This window comes from Streptomyces muensis (genome assembly GCF_021474425.1).
Taxonomy (GTDB): Bacteria; Actinomycetota; Actinomycetes; order Streptomycetales; family Streptomycetaceae; genus Streptomyces; species Streptomyces muensis.
Window position 1 is genome coordinate 1 of sequence record NZ_JAKEIP010000362.1, and the last position, 6,536, is coordinate 6,536.

General features: G+C 73.4%; 5 protein-coding genes. 1 reads left to right on the forward strand and 4 read right to left on the reverse strand.

Annotated elements, in window-relative coordinates:
• The coding region (locus L0P92_RS40760) for a PEP/pyruvate-binding domain-containing protein (protein WP_234768185.1) at positions 1 to 1,739 on the reverse strand (1,739 nt) is incomplete at its 3' end.
• A gap of 348 nt (positions 1,740 to 2,087) precedes the next feature.
• Positions 2,088 to 3,563 carry a MocR-like pyridoxine biosynthesis transcription factor PdxR gene (gene pdxR / locus L0P92_RS40765; RefSeq protein ID WP_234768186.1) on the reverse strand — a complete coding sequence of 492 codons (1,476 nt, stop codon included), beginning with the start codon at positions 3,561 to 3,563 and terminating at the stop codon, positions 2,088 to 2,090.
• 47 nt (positions 3,564 to 3,610) lie between these two features.
• Here pdxR and L0P92_RS40770 point away from each other — a divergent pair, with 47 nt between their 5' ends.
• Positions 3,611 to 4,171 carry a carboxymuconolactone decarboxylase family protein gene (locus tag L0P92_RS40770; RefSeq protein WP_234768187.1) on the forward strand — a complete coding sequence of 187 codons (561 nt, stop codon included), beginning with the start codon at positions 3,611 to 3,613 and terminating at the stop codon, positions 4,169 to 4,171.
• 45 nt (positions 4,172 to 4,216) lie between these two features.
• Here the strand turns inward: L0P92_RS40770 and L0P92_RS40775 are convergent, their stop codons facing one another.
• Both L0P92_RS40775 and L0P92_RS40780 read right to left on the reverse strand, forming a co-directional pair.
• On the reverse strand, positions 4,217 to 5,704 hold the full coding sequence (locus L0P92_RS40775) for a glutamate synthase subunit beta (protein WP_234768188.1): 1,488 nt from the start codon (positions 5,702 to 5,704) through the stop codon (positions 4,217 to 4,219).
• A 110-nt stretch (positions 5,705 to 5,814) separates the two neighbouring features.
• The gene (locus L0P92_RS40780; protein ID WP_234768189.1) at positions 5,815 to 6,294 is read right to left on the reverse strand and encodes an anthrone oxygenase family protein; all 480 of its coding nucleotides are present in this window, start codon (positions 6,292 to 6,294) and stop codon (positions 5,815 to 5,817) included.
• Positions 6,295 to 6,536 lie beyond the last annotated feature (242 nt).

A 6,536-nucleotide genomic window follows, 5' to 3' on the forward strand; every position in this document is an offset into this window, starting at 1 on the left:
TTCTTGGGGCTTGTTATGGCGGTGTTGCTTGTGATGGCGGTGGGACTGATGGCGGCTGGGTGGGGGGTGAGGTGGCCCTTCGGATGGTGATCGGTGGAGTGGGTGATCGGGTGGAGGGCCGAGGCGGTGGCGGTGTTGGTGAGGGCGGAACTCGTGGGCGCCGGGCTGGTGGGATCGCTCGGGCGTGGCGGGGCGAGGTCCTGCGGGTGGCTGCCGTTGACCCGGCTCGGCGGGGGCGCGTCCGGCAGGCGCTCCCGTCCGCGCAGGCTCGGGGCGGTGAGGGCGAGGATCACGGGGTTCCTGGCGGTCACCTGGTCGTCGGGTATGCCCAGGGCGCGGGCCTCGGCCAGGGCCCCGAGGGCCGTACCGGCAGCCGTGCGGCTCCTGGGCGGTTCGTCGAGGAGGGCGCCCGCGAGGGCCTCCTGGGCGTGCAGGGAGACCAGGACGCGGCGGGTCCAGCGGAGCTCGGCGGCCAGGACGGGGGTCGTGAGTTCGGCGGGTGACAGGATCTCGGCGAGGTGGCGGTCCACGTCGGCGGCGAGGTCGGTCGCCAGTCCGGGCAGTGCGGAGGCCAGGCGGCCCACCCGCCACGCCGCGCCGAGCCGACGCGCTCCGGGCGCCGGGTTGAGCAACGCGAGCCAGCGGTGCCGGGGCGGGACGGTGCCGAGAAGTCGCAGGTCGGCGGCGACGCGCCCGCCCACCGTCGTGACCACCGGCACCGACTTCAGCAGCCGGCGCGGCGCGGTGCCCCCGATGTCGAGCGCGATGGCGACCCCGCGGGCCATCGGTGCCACCCACAGGTCCTCCTCCAGCGGCGCCAACTGCTCCGGCAGCGTCTCCGCCACCGGTCCGGGCCCGAGCAGCCGTGCGCCGCGCGCCGGTCGCGCCGCCATCGCGGTGATCGGCCGGCTCTGGAACAGCCACAGCCGGCCCTCCGCGTCGAACCCGAACTCGACGTCCTGCGGTCCGCCGAAGACCTGCCGGACCCGCCGTGCGAGCCGCGCCAGCCGGAACAGTTCGGAGCGCGTGAGCAGCGAGCCGCTCTCCGAGCGTGAAGGCCGCCGGTTCCCCGAGGGCTCGCTCCGTGAAGGCTGCGACGACTCGGTACGCAGGAGGCGGCCATGCCCGCTCAGCCAGTAGTCGGTGCCGGTCTCGGCGCCGCTGACCAGGCTGTCCGGCCCGCCGCGCACCGCGCTGACCAGGATCCGGTCGGCCCGGCCCGCCACCGGGTCGGCGCCGAACATCACGCCGCCGACGCGCGCCGAAAGCATGGGCTGCACCAGCACCGCCATCGGCGCCGTGGACCCGTCGGGCCGGTGCGCCGAGTCGAGCACGGTCTGTACGGCCGTACGGAATCCCAGCCAGCCGCGGACGTCGAGCACCGAGGCGAACTGGCCCGCCAGAGACGACGCGGCCGTGTCCTCCTGCGGCGAGGAGGACCGGACGACGAGCGGGCGGGCGCCGCCCTCGGAGAGCTCGTCCCAGGCGCGCCGCAGGGCGACGGTGTCACCGCTGCCGCCGTCCGGGATCACGAAGCCGGGCAGTACGGGCAGCCCGGCGCCGGCCGCGCGGGCGAGGTTCGCGGCCTTGGACCCGATCGATCGGGGGAGCGTGGCACCGGGCCGGTCCAGCGGGACGACGGCCGGGCCGTGTGCCTCGACCGAGCCGAGAGCGACGTCGTCCCGGCGCTCTTTCCCGTCGTGCGCGCCTTCCCCGTGACGTTCGTCCAGCGTCGTCATCGAACACCCTCCAGGACCGACCGCCAACAGGGGGGACGCGCTGGGGTGGCCCTGCGCCTGACGACGGAACGAAGGATGGGGCGAGCCGCTACCGGCCCGGGCCCGGGTGCGGTGACAGCGCGCCTCCTGCTCCGATGATCCCACTCCTGTTCGCATCCATGTAGCCCAGAAGCCACTTTTCGGACATGTGGGAGAACAAATCAGAATGCAGCAGTATGCCGGGGCGGCGCGACTCGTCCACAGGCAGCAGTCCTCGCAGCCCTCGGCTCCTCCCCGGGCAGGAGCCGATGTGCGAGGCTCCTCCCCGGTCAGGAGGGCTGCGAACGTGGTGCGCTGGGCTGGCCCCCGTCACTCACCCACCGGTGGCAGCACCCCGCACAACGCCTCCAGTGCCGCCCCGTAAGCATGCTCCGAGGGCGTCGCGTACCCCACGACGATGCCGTCGCGGACCGGCATGTCCGATTCCGTGGCGTCCGGGTGCCGGAACTCGGCGAGGCCGTCCAGGGCGATGCCCTGCCAGGTGGCCGCCTTGACCGTGGACCGCTCGGTGCCGGGCGGCAGCCGCAGCACCGCGTGCAGTCCGGCGGCGACCCCGGTGACCTCGATGTGCGGCGCGTGCGTGGCGAGGGCGGCCACGAGGCGGTCGCGACGGCGCCGGTAGCGCTGCCGCATGCGCCGTACATGACGGTCGTAGGCCCCGGAGACGATGAAGTCGGCGAGGGTCAGCTGGTCGAGGACGCTCGCCCACGCCTCACGCTCGCCCTTGGCCGCGAGCACGCCGTCGACGTAACGCTCCGGCAGCACCATCCACCCGAGCCGCACGGCCGGTGACAGGCTCTTGCTGACCGAGCCGATGAAGATCACCCGCTCGGGATCCAGGCCCTGGACGGCGCCGACGGGTTTGCGGTCGTAGCGGAACTCGCCGTCGTAGTCGTCCTCCAGCACCACACCGGCACGCGCGCGTGCCCAGTCGATCACGGCGGCGCGGCGCTCGGGATGCAGCGGACCGCCGGTCGGGAACTGGTGCGCCGGCGTGAGCAGCACGGCCCGCTCGCGCCCCAGCAGGTCGCCGCGGGCACCGTCCTCGTCGAGGGGGAGCGGTACGGTCCGTACGCCCGCGGCGGCGAGGAGTTCCCGGTGGAAGCCCAGCCCGTACGCCTCCACGGCCAGCGGACCGCGCAGCACACCCCCGCCCCCGCCCCGGTCCTGGCCGAACAGCAGCCGCAGGGCGTGTGCGAACCCGGAGCAGATCACGATCCGGCCCGGCTCGGTACGTACGCCACGCGCGCGTGCCAGGTACTCGGTGAGCGCCTCCCGCAACTCCACGCGCCCCGCGGGATCACCGGGCCCGAAGGCCTCGTTCGGCGCCTGCTGCAGGGCCCGCCGGCAGGAGGTCAGCCAGGCCGCGCGCGGGAACGCCGACGCGTCCGGCGTACCCTGCCGCAGGTCGTGCCGAGGTCCACGCGCGCGTGACGGCACGTGGGCCGTCCTGCGAGGCACCCGCTCGGCGCGGCGCAGGGGCTCGGCACGCTCGGCCACCCTCGTCCCCGACCCCTGCCGCGCGGTGAGCCACCCCTCGGCGACCAGTTCCGCGTACGCGTCGGCCACGGTGTTGCGGGCGATCCCCAGGTCGGCGGCGAGCGAGCGGTACGGCGGCAGCCTGGTGCCGGGCGCCAGCCGGCCCTCGCGCACGGCGTCGCGCAGCGCACGGGTCAACGCGGCCCGGCGCCCGCCCGGCCCGGAGGGCTCGGACAGCTCCAGATGCAGGTCGGCGCCGATCCGCTCCGCTGAGTCGACCCACGAATTGACCCACGATTTCGCCATGGAAATGCACCCTACAGCCGGTCTTTCCGGCTCGTAGGTTGGTCCACATGACGACGACGAACACGATCCACACCAAGCGCGCCGAGTCCATCAACGAGCCCCTCACCGGGTCCCTCACCGGGTCCATCGAGGCGTCCATCAACGAGGCCGAGGCCGCCCGCACCCGCCTGGACTTCGCGAAGTCCGCCCCGAAGGTCTTCCGCGCCATCGTGGGCTTCGACGCGGCCGCCCGCGAGGGCCTGGACCCGGCGCTCGTCGAGCTGATCCAGATCCGCGCCTCGCACCTCAACCACTGCGCCTACTGCCTCCACATGCACACGAACGACGCCCGCAAGGCCGGCGAGAGCGAGGACCGGCTGCACATGGTCGCCGTCTGGCGCGAGGCCCGTCACTTCTTCACCGAGAAGGAGCAGGCGGCCCTGGCCCTCACGGAGGCGGTGACCCTGGTGGCCGACGGCGGGGTCCCCGACGAGGTCTACGCCCGGGCCGCGGCCCACTTCGACGACCAGGAGCTGGCCCACGTACTGGCCCTGATCCTCACGATCAACACCTGGAACCGGGTGGCGCTCGCGACGGGGAAGGTGGCGGGGACGGACGAGCGGCGCTAGGTATCGAGGCGAAGGCGCCCCGGCGGCGCAGGTCCCGTCGGGGCGTCAGACGGTCATGGGCCGGTCGTACGGCGAGATCGGCGCCGGCAACCGCGAACTCCCCGTCAGATAGCGGTCGACGGCCGCCGCCACCGCCCGCCCCTCGGCGATGGCCCACACGATGAGCGACTGCCCCCGGGCGGCGTCCCCCGCGGCGAACACACCGGGCGAGTTCGTCGCGAACCCCGCGTCCCGGGTGATCGTGCCGCGAGGCTCCGTCGCCAGCCCCAACTGGTCGATCAGGCCGTCTCCCCGGTCCGGCCCGGAGAAGCCGAGGGCGAGCAGCACGAGGTCGGCCGACAGCTCCCTCCCGGTACCCGGCAGCGGTCGGCGCCCCGCGTCCACCTCGGTCAGGTGCAGCGACCGTACGTGCCCGTCGGCGTCGCCCGTGAAGCGGAGCGTGGACGCAGCGAACAGCCGCGCGTCCGCGTCGGCCGCCGGCGCCGTCTCCAGATCGCGCGCCTCCTCGTGCGCCGCCGACAGCCGGTAGATCTTCGGGTACGTCGGCCAGGGCTCGGCGTCCTCGTCCCGCTCGGCGCACGGCTGGGCGTAGATGTCCAGCTGGGTCACGGACGCCGCGCCCTCCCGTACGGCGGTGCCCAGACAGTCGGCCCCCGTGTCCCCGCCGCCGACGATGACGACATGCTTCCCCGCGGCGGACATGGGGGACGCCTGCAGATCCCCCTCACCCACCCGGTTGGCCAGCGGAAGGTACTCCATCGCCTGCTGTATGCCGCCCAACTCCCGCCCTGGTACGGGTAGTTCACGCCAGGCCGTGGCCCCGGTGGCGATCACGACCGCGTCGTAGCGCGAGCGCAGCTCGGCCGCCCCGACGTCCCGCCCGACCGCCGTCGACGTACGGAACTTGGTCCCCTCGGCACGCATCTGCTCGATCCGGCGCTCCAGATGGTGCTTCTCCATCTTGAACGCGGGGATGCCGTACCGCATCAGCCCGCCGATCCGGTCGTCCTTCTCGTACACGGCGACCGTGTGCCCCGCCCGGGTCAGCTGCTGAGCCGCGGCGAGCCCGGTGGGCCCCGACCCGATCACCGCGACCGTCCGCCCGGAGAGCCGGTCCGGCGGACGCGGCTGCGCGAAGCCGTCCTCCCAGGCGCGGTCCGCGATGGCACACTCGACGTTCTTGATGGTGACGGCGGGCTGATTGATCGCCAGCACGCACCCCGCCTCGCACGGCGCCGGACACAACCGCCCCGTGAACTCCGGGAAGTTGTTCGTCGCGTGCAGCCGGTCCGCCGCCGCCCGCCAGTCCTCCCGCGACACCAGGTCGTTCCACTCCGGGATCAGGTTGCCCAGCGGACAGGCGTCGTGGCAGAACGGTATGCCGCAGTCCATACAGCGGTCGGCCTGCTTGCTGACGATGGGCAGCAACGCCCCGGGGACGTACACCTCGTCCCAGTCCCGGACCCGCTCCTCGACGGGCCGGCGCGGCCAGTCCTGGCGGGGGGTGGTCATGAAACCCTTGGGATCGGCCATGGCCGTCTTCCTCGCGTGCGCGTGTGACGTGCTGGAGCCGTGCGTCAGCGGGCCGCACTCTTCCGGCCACGATACGTCGCACCGGCCACCCGCGCAGAGCGGCGGACGGGTCAGCTGAGGGCCAGCACATACGACACCGCCGCGGCGGCCGAGGCGACCGTGCGTATGTGGTTCCACCCGGTCCACTCGCGCACATACGTGGGCCAGTAGGCCGCCGCCTCCTGAGTGCCCGCCTCCAGCCTGGCCAGTGCCTCGTTGCGGGGCACGTTCGCCACCATGGTCACCCCGAACGAGCCGAACAGGTACAGCGCGCTGCCCAGCAGCAGCTCCACCGTGCCCTCGTCCGGCCAGAGCACGAACGTCACCACGGCGATCACCGCGCACAGCACCGCCGTCCCGATGAACACCAGCATGAACGCCGGCGTCAGCGCGGTCACATTGATCGCCTTCATCGCGGCGACGCCCTGCGCGGGCGGCAACGCGGCGAGCCCGCGCATCACGAAGGTCGAGAAGGCACAGAAGACCCCGGCCACCAGGCCGGTCCCGACCACTCCGATCACGACCAGGACGAAGTACGGACCCTCGATCATGTCAACGTCAACTCCCGCATCCCGCCGAGCCCCTGCCCGGCCCCATCCGTCACCACAAGTCAAACCCCGGACGAGAACCTCGACCATGGCCGAGCGGCGCCGACACATGTGCGAGCGTCCAGAGGCGACAGGCATCCACCCGCGCCCGCCCTCCAGCTGCCGTCCACGCCGCCCTCCGCCCCTCGCTCGACTGCCGCCCTCCACCTCCGGCTCGGCTGCCGCCCTCCGACCACGGCTCGTCC

What these genes read in the sequence shown, in the direction of transcription:
- pdxR (WP_234768186.1), bottom strand. Translation starts at nt 3,563, where the DNA reads ATGGCGAAATCGTGGGTCAATTCGTGGGTCGACTCAGCGGAGCGGATC.
- L0P92_RS40770 (WP_234768187.1), top strand. Translation starts at nt 3,611, where the DNA reads ATGACGACGACGAACACGATCCACACCAAGCGCGCCGAGTCCATCAAC.
- L0P92_RS40775 (WP_234768188.1), bottom strand. Translation starts at nt 5,704, where the DNA reads ATGGCCGATCCCAAGGGTTTCATGACCACCCCCCGCCAGGACTGGCCG.
- L0P92_RS40780 (WP_234768189.1), bottom strand. Translation starts at nt 6,294, where the DNA reads ATGATCGAGGGTCCGTACTTCGTCCTGGTCGTGATCGGAGTGGTCGGG.